Source organism: Mycobacterium lacus (assembly GCF_010731535.1).
Lineage (GTDB): Bacteria > Actinomycetota > Actinomycetes > Mycobacteriales > Mycobacteriaceae > Mycobacterium > Mycobacterium lacus.
In genome coordinates, this window is the sequence record NZ_AP022581.1 from 843,006 (window position 1) to 859,024 (window position 16,019).

Annotated in this window: 13 protein-coding genes and 1 pseudogene; 10 read left to right on the forward strand and 4 right to left on the reverse strand. The window is 67.4% G+C overall.

What is annotated here, in order from left to right:
* Window positions 1-27 precede the first annotated feature (27 nt).
* Window positions 28-831, reverse strand: coding sequence for a trehalose 2-sulfotransferase (gene stf0, locus G6N24_RS03990; RefSeq protein ID WP_085162105.1), 804 nt, complete (start codon window positions 829-831; stop codon window positions 28-30).
* Between the two features lie 362 nt (window positions 832-1,193).
* Between stf0 and G6N24_RS03995 the strand changes: the two genes are divergently transcribed.
* The 3 genes from G6N24_RS03995 to G6N24_RS04005 all read left to right on the forward strand — a co-directional run bounded on the left by G6N24_RS03995 (window position 1,194) and on the right by G6N24_RS04005 (window position 2,946).
* Window positions 1,194-1,409, forward strand: coding sequence for a hypothetical protein (locus G6N24_RS03995; protein WP_085162106.1), 216 nt, complete (start codon window positions 1,194-1,196; stop codon window positions 1,407-1,409).
* Between the two features lie 206 nt (window positions 1,410-1,615).
* Window positions 1,616-2,593, forward strand: a complete 978-nt coding sequence (locus G6N24_RS24150) for a hypothetical protein (protein ID WP_085162121.1) — start codon at window positions 1,616-1,618, stop codon at window positions 2,591-2,593.
* The gene (locus tag G6N24_RS04005) at window positions 2,590-2,946 is read left to right on the forward strand and encodes a hypothetical protein (protein ID WP_085162107.1); all 357 of its coding nucleotides are present in this window, start codon (window positions 2,590-2,592) and stop codon (window positions 2,944-2,946) included. Before G6N24_RS24150 ends, G6N24_RS04005 begins: the two co-directional genes overlap by 4 nt.
* Window positions 2,947-3,306: 360 nt before the next feature.
* On the opposite strand, the gene G6N24_RS04010 is transcribed toward G6N24_RS04005, so the two are convergent.
* Window positions 3,307-4,884 carry a PucR family transcriptional regulator gene (locus G6N24_RS04010; protein ID WP_085162108.1) on the reverse strand — a complete coding sequence of 526 codons (1,578 nt, stop codon included), beginning with the start codon at window positions 4,882-4,884 and terminating at the stop codon, window positions 3,307-3,309.
* Between the two features lie 84 nt (window positions 4,885-4,968).
* Here G6N24_RS04010 and pruA point away from each other — a divergent pair, with 84 nt between their 5' ends.
* From pruA to G6N24_RS25280, 3 genes and pseudogenes are all read left to right on the forward strand, one after another.
* Window positions 4,969-6,600, forward strand: coding sequence for an L-glutamate gamma-semialdehyde dehydrogenase (pruA, locus tag G6N24_RS04015; protein ID WP_085162109.1), 1,632 nt, complete (start codon window positions 4,969-4,971; stop codon window positions 6,598-6,600).
* Window positions 6,600-7,568: a proline dehydrogenase family protein gene (locus G6N24_RS04020; RefSeq protein WP_085162110.1), complete on the forward strand. Its 969-nt coding sequence runs from the start codon at window positions 6,600-6,602 to the stop codon at window positions 7,566-7,568. The genes pruA and G6N24_RS04020 overlap by 1 nt, the downstream gene beginning before the upstream one ends.
* An 85-nt stretch (window positions 7,569-7,653) precedes the next feature.
* Window positions 7,654-8,748 (forward strand): annotated as a pseudogene (locus G6N24_RS25280) (PE family protein); the annotation flags it as partial.
* Between the two features lie 53 nt (window positions 8,749-8,801).
* On the opposite strand, the gene G6N24_RS04030 reads toward G6N24_RS25280, so the two are convergent.
* On the reverse strand, window positions 8,802-9,425 hold the full coding sequence (locus tag G6N24_RS04030) for a TetR/AcrR family transcriptional regulator (RefSeq protein ID WP_085162122.1): 624 nt from the start codon (window positions 9,423-9,425) through the stop codon (window positions 8,802-8,804).
* 196 nt (window positions 9,426-9,621) lie between these two features.
* Window positions 9,622-10,779 (reverse strand): cytochrome P450, encoded by a 1,158-nt coding sequence (locus G6N24_RS04035; protein ID WP_085162123.1) that lies wholly within the window; start codon window positions 10,777-10,779, stop codon window positions 9,622-9,624.
* Between the two features lie 225 nt (window positions 10,780-11,004).
* Here G6N24_RS04035 and G6N24_RS04040 point away from each other — a divergent pair, with 225 nt between their 5' ends.
* The 4 genes from G6N24_RS04040 (at window position 11,005) to G6N24_RS04055 (ending at window position 16,015) form a co-directional block, all read left to right on the forward strand.
* Entirely contained in the window at window positions 11,005-12,465 is a 1,461-nt protein-coding gene (locus G6N24_RS04040; RefSeq protein WP_085162112.1) for an aldehyde dehydrogenase family protein, read from the forward strand.
* Window positions 12,466-12,672: 207 nt separating this feature from the next.
* A complete protein-coding gene (locus tag G6N24_RS04045) occupies window positions 12,673-13,581 on the forward strand; it encodes an alpha/beta fold hydrolase (RefSeq protein ID WP_085162113.1) in 909 nt (302 codons plus the stop codon).
* Window positions 13,582-13,662: 81 nt separating this feature from the next.
* Window positions 13,663-14,445, forward strand: a complete 783-nt coding sequence (locus G6N24_RS04050) for an esterase/lipase family protein (RefSeq protein WP_085162114.1) — start codon at window positions 13,663-13,665, stop codon at window positions 14,443-14,445.
* Window positions 14,446-14,605: 160 nt separating this feature from the next.
* The gene (locus tag G6N24_RS04055; protein WP_085162115.1) at window positions 14,606-16,015 is read left to right on the forward strand and encodes an acyl-CoA synthetase; all 1,410 of its coding nucleotides are present in this window, start codon (window positions 14,606-14,608) and stop codon (window positions 16,013-16,015) included.
* Window positions 16,016-16,019: the final 4 nt, after the last annotated feature.

The window sequence follows — 16,019 nt, forward strand, 5'->3', positions numbered from 1 at the left end:
CCCCCACTGCATCGTCGCCGACGCGTGTCATGTTGGCAGTCCCTCTCTTTCGGCGTCGGCGCGGTAGCGGTCCACCCACTCGTCGGATCGCTGATCGGCCTGCCGCTCGAGCACCGGCGCGGGCGCCAGCCGCGGGTCGAGTCCGAGTGCTTCAAGGATGGCGGCCACCAGCTGAGTCAGATTGCGCCACAACACCGGATACGCAATCTCCATCGGTTTCACGTCTTCCTTGGCAAACCACGTTCGCCAGCCCTCCTCCTGGGCACGCAGCATGGTGACGATATGAGCGATCGCCCCGGTGTGATACACGGCGCGCGCATCGCGGACCGGATCGGGCCTGCCCCGCCAGACCCGCGTCTGCACCGCGCGCCAAAACGACACCGCCTGCGACACGACGTCGGGCCGGTAGACGTAAATGAGCACCGGATCCTCGCCGACCACGTCGCGGATCGCTGCGCGCAGGCCGTCGCCGGATCGGTTCGACAGGTCTTTCGCGCGGTTCATGAGCAGCGGCGTCTGATTCCACATCAGCTTGCCGCCCCACACGCCGTTGGGTGTCCTGCCGACCGTGCGGATGTAGTCGCGCCAGATCTCGGCCGGCGCGAGGTCCGGCTTGCCCTCGTCCAACGGATCAAGCAGGCGCAGGATCGATTCGTCCTTCACACCGGCGAACCACTCCCGCGGCTGCGGGGCCTGGCTCGTGGTTGGCAGGTACTGGAAGAACTCCTGAGGCTCGCCGGCCACGCCGGTGGCGCGCAGCGATTCGACCAGCAGCGTGCTGCCGCTGCGCTGGGAGGCCAGCACCAGGTATGACGACGGGGTATCTGCCACCCAGAAAGCCTAACTGGGCGGAAATGCGCTGCAAGACATTCAGTTACCTTCAGCCCAAAGATGATTCTTGAGCGGAGTCCGAGCTGGCCCATGAGGGCGGCGGCTGGTGGGCATCATGCCGCCGCGCCGGCGGGAAAGCGGTTGTTGTGCTGTTGCGGTGGTGGGTAATTCGCCGGTAGGCGATCACGGGCTCTCGGTTAGATGACTTGGGCTTCGGTGTGACAACCTCACGTGGCGGTGCCTAGAGTTCCGGACCATCACGGTTGGCTGTGGAGGGGGCGCGTGGCGAGTGGTACCGAGACGTTGGATGTTGTTGGCGGAGCGCTGCGGGCCGCGTCGTCATCGCTGGGCATGCGGCGCAGGTGGCGTCGTCGGCGGGCGGTTTGAGCGGGTCGGCGGAGTTGTCCGGTGTGGCCGCGGCGGCTATGCATGCCGCCTTGGGTGAGTATTGCGGCGCATTCAGCCAGCGACTTTCATCGGCATCGGCGGCGTTGACGGTGGCGTCCGGGGCGTTCGTTGCGATGGATGACGCCAACAGCGCGGCGCTGGCCTTGGTCGCCCCCGTTCAGATTCTTTAGCCGTGATGGCCGCCGAGGGGCCGCTGACCCGGTCGCGTATCGAGGCTTTGATCAGACCGCCGACATGTTGAGCGCTGCGGCGGGCACGGGCGGCGCTGCTGGAGCGCGCCGCAAGCGCCTACGTCGACCAAATGGGCAGCCCCAATGGGACCGAATGGGAGGGGCAGGCCGCCGAATCGGCCTTCCGAATGGCTCACGCCGACAAGATGGCGGTGATCTCCGCTGTCGACCACGCGCACCAGATGGCTGATGTCGCCGAGCGGGGCGGTGAGGCCCTGCGCGGGGCGCGCGGGGAGGCGTTGGAGGCGATTGCTGAGGCCGAGATCGACGGTTTTGGTGTGGGTGAGGATTTGTCGGTCACCGACACTCGCTTGAGGCATTCGCCCGCTGAGCGGGTTGCCCGCCTACAAGTGGCGGAGGCGCATCGTAGCTTCATCGCTCATCGGGCCGCCCGGCTGCAGGGCGCCAATGCGAGCATCGCCACCAAGCTGCACGCCGGGGCCGCGCAGTTGGCGGGCATGGCCCCCGCGCGATGGCGCCAGCCCGTCACCGAGTTCGCGAGGCCCGTGCTTGGCAACACCAGCGCCACCACACCCGCGCCCACCACCACGGACAACCGCAAGGGCGCCATCCACGCGGTCGACAACCACACCTGGAAACAAGACCCGCCCGTGCCGGTCGATCCCAAAGACATGACGGCAGCGCAGGCACGCGCGGCATGGGACGCCGTCAACGCCGACATCGCTCGCTACAGCGCGAGATGCGGGCGCACCTTCGTTTTGCCGAACGAACAGGCGGCATACGACGCCTGCATTGCCGATAGGGGCCCGCTCCTTGAGAGGCAGGCCGCGATTAGGGCCCGGTTAAGGGACTTGGGCATACCGATAGAGGGAGAAGAGCCGCCCGCTCCCGATCCCGCCGGCGAACCTCCGGGCCGAGGTTTACCTCCCGACGGCATTACCCCTCCTGTCGAAGGGCCCCTGAGGGTAGGGCGAGCCAGCCGCCCTAGCGAACAGGCTCGCGGCGGCCAGAGTCTCTGGGACCAAAACGGTGGCGAATGGCGATACTATCCCGGCGATAAGTGGCACTATCCGCATTGGGATTACAATCCCCACAATACGCCAAATTCTAGATGGGGTAACGTTCCCATAGGCGATCTCCCATACTTGAAGGAGGGGCCATGAGTGTTTTTCGTGTCAATCTTTTTCCCGATTTCAAGTGGAGCGATGCAGTTCTGGCAGCTGCGGATCGGGATGGGCTTCGCATTTTTCAGTCCGCAGTGCGGTCGGCACGGGAAGACGGTCAAGCGACTTTCGAAGTTGACGGAATTCAGCATCAAATAGTGCGGCAAAGCGGCGCGGCTGACATCGAATTAGGATCGCAAACCGTTGTGTGGCGATTCGACGATGTGAAACTGGCAGAGATCCTCGACATGATAGAACCATTGATTGATATTAAAGGACCAGGGCATCAATATATTGATGACCTAAATACTCCTGCGTCCACGCTGCTCATATCTGTTGATGAATATGTCTGACAGCTGTATCGAAACCTCGGGAGGTGAAACAACTCCTCGCACCACTTGCCCGCTGAGCGCGTTGCTCGCCAACAAGCGGCGGAGGCGCATCGTAGCTTCATCGCTCATCGGGCCGCCCGGCTGGAGGGCCTAGTCATCATTTGGTTCGGTCGGCGGGCTGGACAGTTTGGTATGACACCACGCTGACGAAACCCAGGGCCGCGGCGCCGCACGGCTTGGCCCTGGGTGGCGCAGGCGCCGCGCCTGACCAACTATTGGGCGATTCTTGCCTGTGATAGCGCCGGTGATAGCGGGTTCGTGGATCGCCTTATGGTCGGCGGACGGTACTCATGTGACCCATGTGAAATCACGCCCCACGCCCTACGCGGAACCCTCGGTCACCCGCAGCCCCAACGAAAACAGCAGCCGCACATCGGGATCGGCCAATGACGCCGACAGCAGTTTCTCGATCCGCCGCACCCGGTAGCGCACGGTGTTGGGGTGCACGTGCAGCCGCCGGGCCGCGGCGCCGATGTCGCCGAAGCTGTCCAGGTACACCCGCAGCGTCTCGGCCAGCACCGGATCCTGCGCGCGCAGGTCACGTATCCGCGGGTCGACGAGCCGGGCATCGGCGCCGACGAGCGTGACGATCTCGTCGAGCAGGACGGTGGTACGCGCCTCGGCCAGCGACGTCACCTCTCCGATCGAAACCGGATGGCGCTCAGCGCTATCGAGCACGCGGTCGACCTCGGTGCGTGCCGCGGCGACCTCCGCCAGCCCCGCGACGGGCGCGGCGATGACGGCCCGCAGCTGCAGGCCCAGCTCGGTGCGCAGCGCGCCGATCGTGCCGCGGGCCCACGAGGTGACCGGCCGGCTGGCAGTGGTCTGCGGCAGCAGCACATAAGTCCGCGAGCCGTTCGACGCAACCTGAGCATCCCGGCGAAAAGAGCTGGCGCTCAACGCCAAAACATCCGCCAGCCGTGCCTGACGGTCGGCACCGTCAAACCCGATCAGCGCGGCGTTCCCGTCGGCGACCAGGCCGAGATCCCGTGCGATGACCGCCAAGTCCACGGGGTCGCCGTCGGCCAGGCCCAGCAGCTGCTGCACGTGGCGTGTATGGGTGGACGGCCGGGCGGCCAGCCGCGACATGATCCGGGCGGCCAGCACCGCGGCGCCGCGCAACATCTTCTCGGCGTCGTCGGCCAGCGGCTGGGAGCCTTGCTGCACCCAGATGGCGCCGGAAAACACCGGCGGCCGCCGCGCCCCCACCGGCGGCTGATGAATCCCGATCGCCAGCCGCGGACGCAGACCCAGCTCTGGGCGCTCGGCGACGCGCACCACCTCGTCGCTGGCCCGCAGCGCATCGAAGATGCCCCACTGGCTGATCCACTCCAGATGCTCGGGCGGACCGGCGCGGCCCAGGATGGACAACCGCCGCAGTTCGTCGGCCTCGTCGTTGGACGCCGAATAGGCGAGCACATGCGACTGGGCGTCTTCGATGCTGACCATGCCGTGAATGCGGTCGGCCAGGGATTGCGCCAGCCCGAACAGATCGGTGCCCGAGTCATCTGTCGGGTCGGCGCGGTCCCCGTGATGCTCGAAGACGTGGTTGACCAACCGATAGAGCCGCTCCCAGCGGGCCCGCGGCTCCACGGCCACGACCGCCGATCCGGCCGCGACCGCCTTGGCCACCAGCGCGTCCGATGGCTCCTTGACGAAGATCGCCACCGGCGCCCGCCCGTCCAGCCAGCGCAGCGCCTCGTCGTCGGTGAGGCCCAGCAGGAAGAAGACATCCGCCGAGCCGGCCGCGGTTGCCAGTCCCAGCCGCACGTCGTCGGAATCGATCAGCGCTGCCGATGCCACCGGAAGGTCCAGGCCCCGGGGGGCATCGACCAGGCTGACCATCGTCGCGTCCAGGGCGAGCAGCAGCTGGCCCAGCCCGACGCCAGCTACTCGCATATTGTCCGATTCTACTAGCACATACTCATAATGCTGTCTGATCAGACAACCAGTTGAGCCCTCGCGGCGGGGATCCTGACAGGCATGGACGCGATCACCCAAGTGCCGGTGCCGGCCAACGAGCCGGTCCACGACTATGCGCCACAATCCCCCGAACGGACCCGGTTACGTGCCGAACTGAATACGCTGGCCGACCACCCGATCGACCTCCCGCACGTCATCGGCGGCAGACACCGGATGGGCGACGGCCAGCCGATCGACGTCGTGCAGCCGCACCGGCACGCCAACAAGCTGGGCACCCTGACCAACGCCAACCACGCGGACGCCGCGGCGGCCATCGCGGCGGCCATGGCCGCGAAAAATGACTGGGCGGCAATGCCTTTCGACGAGCGGGCCGCGGTGTTGCTGCGCGCGGCCGATCTGCTGGCCGGACCCTGGCGGGAAAAAATCGCCGCCGCAACGATGCTCGGCCAGTCGAAGTCCGCATACCAGGCCGAGATCGACGCACCCTGCGAGCTGATCGACTTCTGGCGTTTCAACGTCGCATTTGCCCGTCAAATCATGGCGCAGCAACCGATCAGCGCTCGCGGGGAATGGAACCGGACCGACTACCGCCCGCTGGACGGTTTCGTCTATGCGATCACGCCGTTCAACTTCACCTCGATCGCCGGCAACCTTCCGACGGCCCCGGCATTGATGGGCAACACGGTGGTGTGGAAGCCGTCGATCACCCAGACCCTGTCGGCGTATCTGCTCATGCAACTGCTCGAGGCCGCAGGGCTGCCACCTGGGGTGATCAACATGGTCACCGGCGACGGCTTCGCGGTTTCCGATGTGGCACTGACCGATCCGCGGCTGGCTGGCATCCACTTCACCGGGTCGACGGCCACATTTCAGCACCTGTGGCAACAGGTAGGCGCCAACATCGGTCGCTACCTTAGCTACCCGCGTCTGGTCGGCGAGACCGGCGGCAAGGACTTCGTCGTGGCGCACGCCTCGGCGCGCCCGGATGTGCTGTGCACGGCCCTGATTCGCGGGGCCTTCGACTACCAGGGCCAGAAGTGCTCGGCGGCGTCACGGGCTTTCATCGCGCACTCCGTGTGGCAGAAGATGGGAGACGACTTCCTGGGCACGGTCGCCGGGCTGCGCTACGGCGACATCACCGACCTGTCCAACTATGGCGGAGCGCTGATCGACCAGCGGGCCTTCGTCAAGAACGTCGATGCCATCGAACGGGCGAAAGGCGCGGCGGGAGTCACCATCGCGGTCGGTGGCGAATACGACGACAGCGAAGGCTATTTCGTGCGCCCCACCGTGTTGCTGTCGGACGACCCGACCGACGAATCCTTCGCGACCGAGTACTTCGGGCCGCTGCTGTCGGTGCATGTCTACCCCGACGGGCAGTACGAGCGGATCCTCGACGTCGTCGACACCGGATCCCGCTACGCGCTGACGGGCGCGGTCATCGCCGACGACCGCGAGGCCGTGCTGACCGCGCAGGATCGGCTGCGGTTCGCGGCGGGAAACTTCTACGTCAACGACAAGCCGACCGGGGCGGTGGTCGGGCGCCAACCGTTCGGGGGCTCGCGCAGGTCGGGCACCAACGACAAGGCCGGGTCGCCGCTGAACCTGCTGCGCTGGACGTCGGCGCGCACCATCAAGGAGACGTTCGTCGCGGCCACCGACCACACCTACCCGCACATGGCGGCCGACTGATGTCCGGAATGTTCGCCCATACCGTGCGCCCGGTGTTGCTGGCGGCCGGCCGGGCCGACCAGCTGCGCCGCACCGTCGAACGCTCATCGCTCACCCGCCGCGTGGTGCGCCGATTCGTGCCGGGGGAGACGATCGAGAGCGCGCTGGACATCGTTGCCGCGCTTCGGGATTCCGGTCGCTTCGTCAGCATCGACTACCTGGGGGAAAATGTTACCGACGCAAACGACGCCGACGCCACTGTGCGGACGTACCTGCAGCTGCTCGACGCGCTGGGCCGGCGTGCCGAGACGGCTCGCGAGGGCGTACGGCCGCTTGAGGTGTCCCTCAAGCTTTCGGCGCTCGGACAGGCGCTCGAGCGGGACGGGCAAAAGATCGCACTGGACAACGCCCGCAGCATCTGCGCGCGGGCCGAGCAGGTGGGCGCCTGGGTCACGGTGGACGCCGAAGACCACACCACCACCGATTCGACCTTGTCGATCTCCGGTGACCTTCGCGTCGACTTCCCCTGGCTAGGCACGGTTTTGCAGGCCCACTTGAGGCGCACGCGAAGCGATTGCGAAGAGCTGGCCGCCGTGGGCGCGCGGGTTCGCTTGTGCAAGGGCGCCTACGAGGAACCTAAGTCGGTGGCCTACCGACGCCGCGGCGAGGTCACCGACGCGTACCTGCGGTGCCTCGCCGTGCTGATGGCGGGCCGTGGCTATCCGATGGTGGCCTCGCACGACCCGGTGGTGATCGCGGCGGTTCCGTTCATCGCCAGCGAATCAGGCCGTGGCGACGGCGATTTCGAATACCAGATGCTCTACGGCATCCGCGACGACGAGCAGCGGCGGCTGGCCGGCGCGGGCGACCACGTGCGGGTATACGTGCCGTTCGGCACCCAGTGGTACGGCTACTTCATGCGGCGGCTGGCCGAACGCCCGGCCAACCTGACGTTCTTTGTGCGGGCGCTGGCCCACCGAGGGCACTGAGCATCCCGAATAGGACGGCTTTCGACGGAAAGGCTCATTCGCCTACCCCGACGGCGATACGATGCGGTCTTGTGGGAGGTGCCGGATGTCATCTGTGATCGTTCTTCCGGAGCTGGTGATGGCGGCGGCCTCGCATCTGGCGGGTATCGGGTCGTCGATAGGTGCGGCCAACGCCGCCGCGATGGCACCGACTACGGGGGTGCTGGCGGCGGCCCAGGACGAGGTGTCGATCGCGATCGCGGCGCTGTTTGGCTCGCACGCCCGGACCTACCAGGCGCTCGGCGCGCAGGCGGCAGCGTTTCATCACCAGTTCGTGCAGGCGCTGGCCGCCGGTGCGGGGTTGTATGCCGGCGCTGAGGCTGCCAACGCTTCTGCCCTCGAGGCGGTGCAGCAAGGTGCGCTCAACGTGATCAATGCGCCCACGCAAACGCTCTTCGGGCGACCATTGATCGGCAACGGCGCCGATGCGACGATGCCGGGCCAGCCCGGTGGCGACGGCGGGTATTTGTATGGCAACGGCGGGGCCGGCTATACCAGCACGACCGCGGGGGTGTCCGGAACCAACGGCGGCAACGCCGGGCTGATCGGAAACGGCGGTAAAGGCGGCAACGGCGGCCCGGGTGCCATCGCAGGTAACGGCGGATTCGGCGGGCTGTTGTACGGCAATGGCGGGGCCGGCGGCAACGGCGGCGATCTCCCGACCGGCACCGGCGGGAGCGCCGGTATCGGCGGGGATGCCGGGCTGATCGGCCACGGCGGTGGTGGCGGACGCGGCGGTGCGGGCCTGACCGGCTCGCCCGGTGGCCCGGGCGGGCTTGGCGGGCTGCTCTACGGCAACGGCGGCCCGGGCGGCCCGGGCGGCAACGGCGTTACCCTCGCGGGCGGGGCCGGCGGTAGCGGGGGCGCTTCGGGGCTGATCGGTCACGGCGGTTACGGCGGGCCCGGCGGGGCCGGCACGGATCTCGACAGCGTCGCCGGCCCGGGCGGACCCGGCGGCAACGGCGGGTTGCTGTACGGCAACGGCGGCAACGGTGGCAACTCCGGCACCAGTGCCGGCGCAAACGGCAACGTCGGCGGCAACGGCGGCAACGCTCAATTCATTGGCAACGGCGGCGACGGCGGGTTCGGCAGTGCCAGTCTGCCTGGGGGCCGCGGCGGGTCCGGTGGAAGGTTCTTCGGCAGCAATGGGCAGGACCGTGTCTAGGCCGGTCTGGCCCGCGAAACGGCCCGGCGTCAACCCTGGCCCCCCCGCCTCGGCCGCGGGCGCTCGCCGGCGAACCCGCGCACCACGTGCGCGCGCACGAATTCGGCGACGACAACGGGATCGTCCATATTCAGGGTCGACGACGGAGTGCTGAACAGCGAGAACAAGATCCGCGCGAACCACTCGCCGGCGGCCTCGACATCAAGATCATTGCGCACCTCGCCGGTGAGCCGGGCCGCGGAAAGATAGGGCGCGAAGAAGACAACGCATTCGCGCAACAGCACGCCGGCGTCTTTGGTGAGCAGCAGACTGATCGCCTCTTCGTCGAAGAACTTTTCGGAGGCGATCGCCCGTCGTGCCTGGGTCACGAATACCGCTGCCCTGCTTAGCTTTTCCTCCAGTGAGCTGCCCCGGTCCATGGCCTTGGACAGCTCGCGGTAGAACCGCTCGGAAGCGTGCTCGGCGCAGGCTTCGAGAATGGCGCCCTTGTCCCGGAAGTACTCATAGATCGTGCTCCGGGACACGTTGGCCGCCCGGGCGATGTCGACGATCGTCGTCTTCTGCAGTCCGTGTTTGCGGAAACACGCATACGCGGACTCGACGATGAGGTCGCGGGTGTCCGTCCCCTGGGTTGATGCAGCCGCCTGGGTCATCGCGCAGGCCGGCGGTGCGAGCTTGGGCATGACGCTCCTCTCAGTCGGCGGGCGCCAGGATCAGCCCGCTGGCGGGCACACCGTTACACCACTGGGCCGGCCGCCGAGTGCCCGGAGTTTGGTCTGAGGCTGTGGGTCCGTCACCGGGAGGCTCCTTCTGCTCGCGCGTGTGCTCGGGTCGCATCCCATTCGGCCCTCAGGACCTTAGCCGCACCGGCATCCGCTTGACCCCGGGCACCATGGTGGCCCGCATTCGGTCCACCGCGCCGACCAGCTCGAGTCGCGGAAATCGACGTAACAACTCATCGAACAGCAGGCATGCCTCCAGACGCGCCAATTGTGCGCCCAGGCACGAATGCTCGCCGCAGCCGAATGCGATGTGCGGGTTGGGATGCCGGGTGACCTTGAATTCCTCAGAGTCGCCACCGAATATGTCCTCGTCTCGGTTGGCCGACCCGTAGAGCATCACCACCACGTCACCGTCGCGGATCAGCTGACCGCGAATGTCGACGTCGGTCGTCGCGGTGCGGGCCATGTGGACCACCGGGCTGTTCCACCGCAACATCTCCTCGACGGCGCCGGGGATCAGGGCATGATCGTCGACCAGCAGGCGGAGCTGGTCGGGGTGTTCGATCAGCGCCTGGGTGCCCAGGGCGATCAGATTGCGGGTGGTCTCATTGCCCGCCACCAGCAGCAGCAAGGCGAAGTTGACCAATTCCTCGTCGGTGAGCCGGTGACCGTCGATCTCGGCGCTGACCAGGATCGACAGCATGTCGTCACGCGCTTGCGCCCGCCGATCGGCGATCAGCCCTCGGAAGTACTTGTGCAGCTGGCCGATCGCCGCGAAGGTATCGAGTTCGATTTCGGGGTCGGCGGTTCCGGTGGTCGCGTCCGACCAGGCCCGGAATTGCTCCCAGTCGTCGGGCGGGGCGCCGAGCAGCTCGGCGATGATGCGGGTGGGCAGGGGAGCGGCGATCTCTTCGGCGAATTCGTGCGTGGAATCGGGGTCGATGCCGTCGAGGATCCCGCACACGATCTCGCGGATTTTCGGCTCCAGGATGGCCACCCGTCGGCGGGTGAATCCCGAGTTGATGAGCTTGCGCAGCTGCCGGTGCCGCGGTGGGTCGGTGAAGATGAGGCTGCCGTGTTGCACCGGGTTGGCCAGCGCCGGGTCGGGAATGGTGATGCCCTTGGCCGAGGAGAACATGGCCGGGTTGCTGGACACGAAGCGAATGTCTTCGTACTTCAGCAGCGCCCAGAAGTTGGTGACGTCGTTGCGGCACACCGGCGCCGTCGCGCGCAGCTCCCGGTACACCGGGTAAGGGTTACCGGTATAGAAATCGGGGGAATGCAGGGGGAAGGCGGTGGTGTGCAGGGCGAGCCTCCCCGAACCTGGGATCGATCCGACAGATAAGCGCAATCTGTCTTGTGAATCGTGTCTACTCCGAATCGGTTACCGCTGTCAATACGGCCACAAAGCTATTGAAATAGCCTGGAATTCACCCTGCTGGTCATTGACGTGCGGATACAACGGGTGTACACCAGATGTTTAGATGACCGACGAAGCGGCGGGAAGAAAATGGCGGGGTTTGTTGGGCTTGTCGGCGATTACCAGCTCTACATCGACGGGCGGTGGGTCGAGCCGAGGGACGGCCGCTACGACGACATCTCACCGGCCACCGAGGAGACCATCGCCACCGCGCCCGACGCGAGCGTCGGCCAGGTCGGCGAGGCGATCGCGGCCGCGCGGCGGGCCTTTGATGACGGGCCATGGGGCACCATGTCTCCGCAAGAGCGAGCCGGCTGCCTGAGTCAGCTCGGCGAGGCGTTGCGCGAGCGCGCGGACGAGTTCTTCGCACTGTCGCAGGTGGAGTGGGGCTGCGTTGCGAACGAGCGGGTGATGCAAATCGACAGCTCCGCATACATGTCCGCGCGCGCGGCCCAGCTCGCCGCGACGTTGACCGACGAGCCGTTCGCCGGGATGGGTGCCGGCACGACGGTGCTGCGCCACGAACCGCTCGGCGTCGTGTCGATCCTGACGCCGTGGAACTTCCCGCACTGTCTGAACGTCATGAAGGTGACCAACGCGCTGGCCGCGGGCAACACCGTTGTGCTCAAGCCCTCGCCGCTGACGCCGCTCGCCGGGCTTGCGCTCGCCCGGATCATTGACGCGCACACCGACATCCCGCCCGGCGTGGTCAACGTCGTCACGCCGTCGACCGTCGAGGCCGCCAAGCTGCTCACCACCGATCCGCGCATCGACATGGTCAGCTTCACCGGCAGCTCGGCCGTCGGCTGCGAGGTCATGTCCGCCGCCGGCCACACCATGAAGCGGATCCTGCTGGAATGCGGCGGGAAGTCGGCAAGCATCGTCCTCGACGACGCGCAAGTGACCGACGACATGCTGCGGCAGGTGCTGTTCGATTGCTGCTCACTGCACGCCGGGCAGGCCTGCATCCTGCACAGCCGGCTGCTGCTGCCCGATTCCAAGCACGACGAGGTCGTCGACCGGCTCGGCGCGCTGGCCCGTGCCGTGAAGGTCGGCGACCCCGCCGATCCGGACGCGCAAATGGGGCCGCTGATCAGCGCGGCGCAGCTAGCGCGTGTTGCGGCGCACGTCGCGGGCGCGCTCAATGATGGAGCGAAGCTGGTGACCGGTGGTGGTCGCCCGGCCGGCTTGGATGTCGGCTTCTACTTCGAACCGACGATTCTCACCGGCGTCGACCCGGATTCGACGATCGCCCAGGAGGAGGTGTTCGGGCCGGTGTTGACGGTGTTGCGCTACCGTGACGACGACGACGCGATAGCCATCGCGAACAACTCCCGGTACGGACTCTCCGGCGCCGTGTGGGGCGCCGACGTGGACCGCGCCGTCGGCGTCGCCCGGCGCATCCGTACCGGCCAGATCGCGGTCAACGGCTGCGGTCCCGGTGACGCGCCGTTCGGCGGCTTCAAGCTGAGCGGGTTCGGTCGGGAGGGCGGTGGGATCGCCGGCCTGCACCAGTACATGGAGCCGAAGGCCATCGGGATGCCCGCATGACGGGACCCGTCGCCGGGCTCCACGTCGGGTTACCCTTCCGGTCCAGCGCGAGCGTAACGCCACTGCGAAATTCCGCGCCGATTTTCGCCGTGGCGTTACGGTCGCGGCCGCTGCCCCTTCACGTCAGCACCATAAGACCCGCACGACACGGTCCCGCGCGGTGCCAAAAGGTGCATCATGGCGTCTCCGCATGCGAAGCTCTCCGGCATGGTCGTCGCTATTGCCCGTCCGAAACTCGAGGGAAACATCGCCGTCGGCGAGGACCGACAGATCGGCTTCGCCGAGTTCGGCGCCCCCCAGGGGCGCGCGGTCTTCTGGCTGCATGGCACCCCGGGTGCCCGCCGTCAGATCCCGACCGAAGCCCGCGTCTACGCCGAACACCACAACATCCGTCTGATCGGCGTCGACCGGCCCGGAATCGGCTCGTCGACACCACATCAGTACGAGACCATCTCCGCCTTCGCTGACGACCTGCGGACCATCGCGGACACACTCGGAATAGGCAAGATGGCCGTCGTGGGGCTGTCCGGCGGCGGTCCGTACACCCTCGCGTGCGCGGCCGGGCTTCCCGACCGGGTGGTGGCGGCCGGTGTCCTGGGTGGCGTGGCCCCCACGCGTGGCGTCGATGCGATCAGCGGCGGTTTGATGAGCCTCGGAGTGTGGGTCGCGCCGCTGCTGCGAGTGGGCGGCAGCCCGCTGCGGCTCGCCGCCAGCCTGCTGATTCGGGCGGCCCGCCCGATCGCCTCGCCGGCGCTCGACGTGTACGGCCTGCTCTCACCCGAGGCTGACCGGCACCTGCTGGCCCGGCCCGAGCTCAAGGCGATGTTTCTCGATGATTTGCTCAATGGCAGCCGCAAGCAGCTGGCCGCGCCGTTCAACGATGTGACCTTGTTTGCTCGCGATTGGGGATTCCGCCTCGAAGAGGTGAAAGTCCCAGTTCGCTGGTGGCACGGAGACCACGACCACATCATCCCGTTCTCCCACGGTGAGCATGTCGTTTCCCGGTTGCCCGACGCCGAGCTGTTTCACTTGCCTGGTGAAAGTCATCTCGCCGGATTGGGCCGCGGCGAGGAGATTCTCGCTACCCTTATGAAGATCTGGGACGAGGAGGACTGACTCATGTCTGTAGCCGCAGTTGTGGACCGCGTGGACCGCCCGGGGGTCGCCCCTGCGGTCGCGTCCGCAATCGCGCCCAGAATGGCTCTCTATCTCACCGACATCCCGCGTGCGGTGGCCGAGTACGGCCAGTTGGTCTCCGTGCTGCCGCTGCGGCGGGCGCTACCGGTCGGCGACGGGCATCCGGTGCTGGTGCTGCCCGGCCTGCTGGCCGGCGACGGCTCTACCTGGACCCTGCGCCGCCTGTTGCGTCGCCTCGGGTATCGGGTGCATGGTTGGCGACTTGGCCTCAATATCGGCCCCACCGCCAAAGCGGTGGCGGGGATGGACGCCCGCCTCGAGGAGCTGCACGCCCGATACAACACCCCGGTCAGCCTGATCGGCTGGAGCCTGGGCGGCATTTTCGCGCGGGCGCTCGCTCGCCGTCATCCGTCGGCGGTGCGTCAGGTCATCACCCTTGGCAGCCCATATCGGATGCAAGACCACGCCCAATCCCGCGCCGGAAGCCATTTCAACCTCTTTGCGCCCCTACATGCTGAGCGGCACAGCTTACCCCTGGCGTCCGAAACCGAACCCCTCCTGGTGCCGGCGACCTCGATCTACTCGCGCTACGACGGCATGGTCGCCTGGCAAACGTGCATCGACACGCCATCGGAGCGTGCGGAGAACATTGCGGTGCTCAGCAGTCACATCGGCTACGGCCACCACCCGGCCACGGTCTGGGCCATCGCGGACCGGCTGGCGCAGCCGCTCGGCACCTGGACCCCGTTCCGGCCGCCGGCAGTGCTGCGGCCGCTGTTCCCAAGACCGGACTACCCGCCGTGCATCGCCCACGACCGGAACATGTGCGTGAGGCAGACGTAGGCGCGACATCAGAGTCGCAATGCGTGCGCGAAGCATGTTCGACAGCAGATCGGTGTGACGCTCGCCGAATCCTATCTGGGAGCAGCGGTATGGCTACCGCTGTGCGGCATCAACCAGGTCATCGAGCATCGTGGCGGCTGCCCGAGGTAGCCTCGCTCACGTGCTGCTGGCCTCCCTGAATCCCTCGGCTGTCACCGGCTCCGACGTCGGCGACGCGGTGACCATCGATGGCGCCGTGCTGAGCCGCAGCGATCTAGTGGGTGCGGCGACGTCGGTGGCCGAGCGGGTCGCCGGCGCGTACCGGGTCGCGGTCCTGGCCACGCCGACGGCGGCGACGGTCCTGGCGATCACCGGCTGCCTGATCGCCGGCGTGTCCGTCGTCCCGGTGCCCGCCGACGTCGGGGTGGCCGAACGTCGGCACATGCTCGGCGACTCCGGGGCGCAGGCCTGGCTGGGCCCGGTACCCGATACGCCGGAGGGGCTGCCGCACATCCCGGTGCGCTTGCACGCCCGCTCCTGGCACCGTTATCCCGAACCGTCACCCGATGCCATCGCGATGGTGGTCTACACCTCGGGCACCACCGGCCCACCCAAGGGCGTGCAGGTGAGCCGTCGCGCGATCGCCGCCGACCTCGACGCGTTGGCGGACGCCTGGCAATGGACGCCCGACGACGTTCTGGTGCACGGATTGCCGCTCTATCACGTACACGGCCTGGTGCTGGGCTTGCTCGGTTCGCTGCGAGTCGGAAATCGGTTCGTGCACACCGGAAAACCGACGCCGGCCGGCTACGGTGCCGCCGCAGGGACGCTGTATTTCGGGGTGCCGACGGTGTGGTCGCGCGTGGTCGCCGACCAGGCGGCCGCCGAGGCGCTCAGATCGGCCCGATTGTTGGTGTCCGGCAGTGCCGCATTGCCGGTGCCGGTGTTCGACCGGCTCGCGGAACTCACGGGGCACCGTCCGATCGAACGGTACGGCACCTCGGAATCGCTGATCACGGTGTCCACGCGGGCCGACGGTGACCGTCGTGCTGGCTGGGTGGGCCTTCCGCTGTCCGGTGTGCAGACCAGGCTGGTCGACGACGATGGCGGCTCGGTCCCACACGACGGGGAAACCGTTGGAAAGCTTCAGGTTCGCGGTCCCACGCTGTTCGACGGATACCTGAATCGGCCGGACGCCACCGCCGAGGCGTTCGACACCGACGGCTGGTACCGCACCGGTGATGTCGCGGTCGTGGACGGTGGTGGGATGCACCGCATCGTGGGACGCGAGTCGGTCGACTTGATCAAGTCGGGCGGATACCGCATCGGCGCAGGCGAAATCGAGACCGCGCTGCTCGGCCATCCAGATGTGCAGGAGGCGGCGGTCGTCGGGCTGCCCGACGAGGACTTGGGCCAGCGGATCGTCGCGTACGTCGTAGGCTCCGCCGATGTCGCGGCGGACGGACTGATCGACTATGTCGCCCAACAGCTTTCGGTGCACAAGCGTCCGCGCGAGGTGCGGATCGTGGATGCTTTGCCGCGCAACGCGCTGGGCAAGGTCCTCAAGAAGCAGTTGCTGGACGAAGGCTGAAAAA

Excerpts from the sequence above, each read along its gene's own strand:
- G6N24_RS24150 (WP_085162121.1), top strand. The coding sequence starts at position 1,616 with ATGGCGGTGATCTCCGCTGTCGACCACGCGCACCAGATGGCTGATGTC.
- G6N24_RS04005 (WP_085162107.1), top strand. The coding sequence starts at position 2,590 with ATGAGTGTTTTTCGTGTCAATCTTTTTCCCGATTTCAAGTGGAGCGAT.
- G6N24_RS04010 (WP_085162108.1), bottom strand. The coding sequence starts at position 4,884 with ATGCGAGTAGCTGGCGTCGGGCTGGGCCAGCTGCTGCTCGCCCTGGAC.
- pruA (WP_085162109.1), top strand. The coding sequence starts at position 4,969 with ATGGACGCGATCACCCAAGTGCCGGTGCCGGCCAACGAGCCGGTCCAC.
- G6N24_RS04020 (WP_085162110.1), top strand. The coding sequence starts at position 6,600 with ATGTCCGGAATGTTCGCCCATACCGTGCGCCCGGTGTTGCTGGCGGCC.
- G6N24_RS04030 (WP_085162122.1), bottom strand. The coding sequence starts at position 9,425 with ATGACCCAGGCGGCTGCATCAACCCAGGGGACGGACACCCGCGACCTC.
- G6N24_RS04040 (WP_085162112.1), top strand. The coding sequence starts at position 11,005 with ATGGCGGGGTTTGTTGGGCTTGTCGGCGATTACCAGCTCTACATCGAC.
- G6N24_RS04045 (WP_085162113.1), top strand. The coding sequence starts at position 12,673 with ATGGTCGTCGCTATTGCCCGTCCGAAACTCGAGGGAAACATCGCCGTC.
- G6N24_RS04050 (WP_085162114.1), top strand. The coding sequence starts at position 13,663 with ATGGCTCTCTATCTCACCGACATCCCGCGTGCGGTGGCCGAGTACGGC.